This window comes from Lysobacter sp. TAB13 (assembly GCF_052113885.1).
Lineage (GTDB): Bacteria > Pseudomonadota > Gammaproteobacteria > Xanthomonadales > Xanthomonadaceae > Lysobacter > Lysobacter gummosus.
The window spans coordinates 1-527 of sequence record NZ_JBFRDR010000129.1 but is presented as its reverse complement, the minus strand read 5'-3'; the positions used below and the strand labels follow the sequence as shown (position 1 = coordinate 527).

1 protein-coding gene is annotated in these 527 nt (G+C 65.8%); it reads left to right on the top strand.

Annotation, left to right across the window (positions count from 1 at the left end; all coding sequences use genetic code 11):
- A partial coding sequence (locus AB4Y92_RS25455; protein ID WP_441822146.1) for an oligopeptide/dipeptide ABC transporter ATP-binding protein occupies positions 1-527 on the top strand: 527 nt, incomplete at both ends.

The window sequence follows — 527 nt, the reverse complement described above, 5'->3', positions numbered from 1 at the left end:
CGCCAGCGCGTCTGCATAGCGCTCGCTCTCTCCTGCCAGCCGCGCCTCCTGATCGCCGATGAGCCGACCACTGCGCTCGACGTCACCACGCAGGCCAATATCATCGACCTCTTGCAGGAACTGCAGCGCGAATACGGGCTCTCGATCCTGTTCATCACCCATGATCTCGGCGTCGTYGCCGAGATCGCCGACGATGTCGCGGTGATGTATCTCGGTAGGATCGTCGAGCGCGGCACGGTTGACGAGATTTTCGCCGATCCGCGCCATCCCTACACGCAGGCCYTGCTGAAATCGGTACCGCGCCTCGGCGCCGGAAGACATACCCGCCTCGCCGCCATTCGCGGCATGGTGCCCTCGCCTTTCGATCGGCCGGCCGGCTGCGATTTCCATCCGCGCTGCGACCTCGCGATCAAGGGCCTTTGCGAGATCGAGGACCCCGGCACGATCACGCTCGGGCCGCRGCGCGACGTCCGCTGCGTGCTCCAGCGCACTCCATCAACAGATTCGGTGGCGACGGAGGGGAGCAC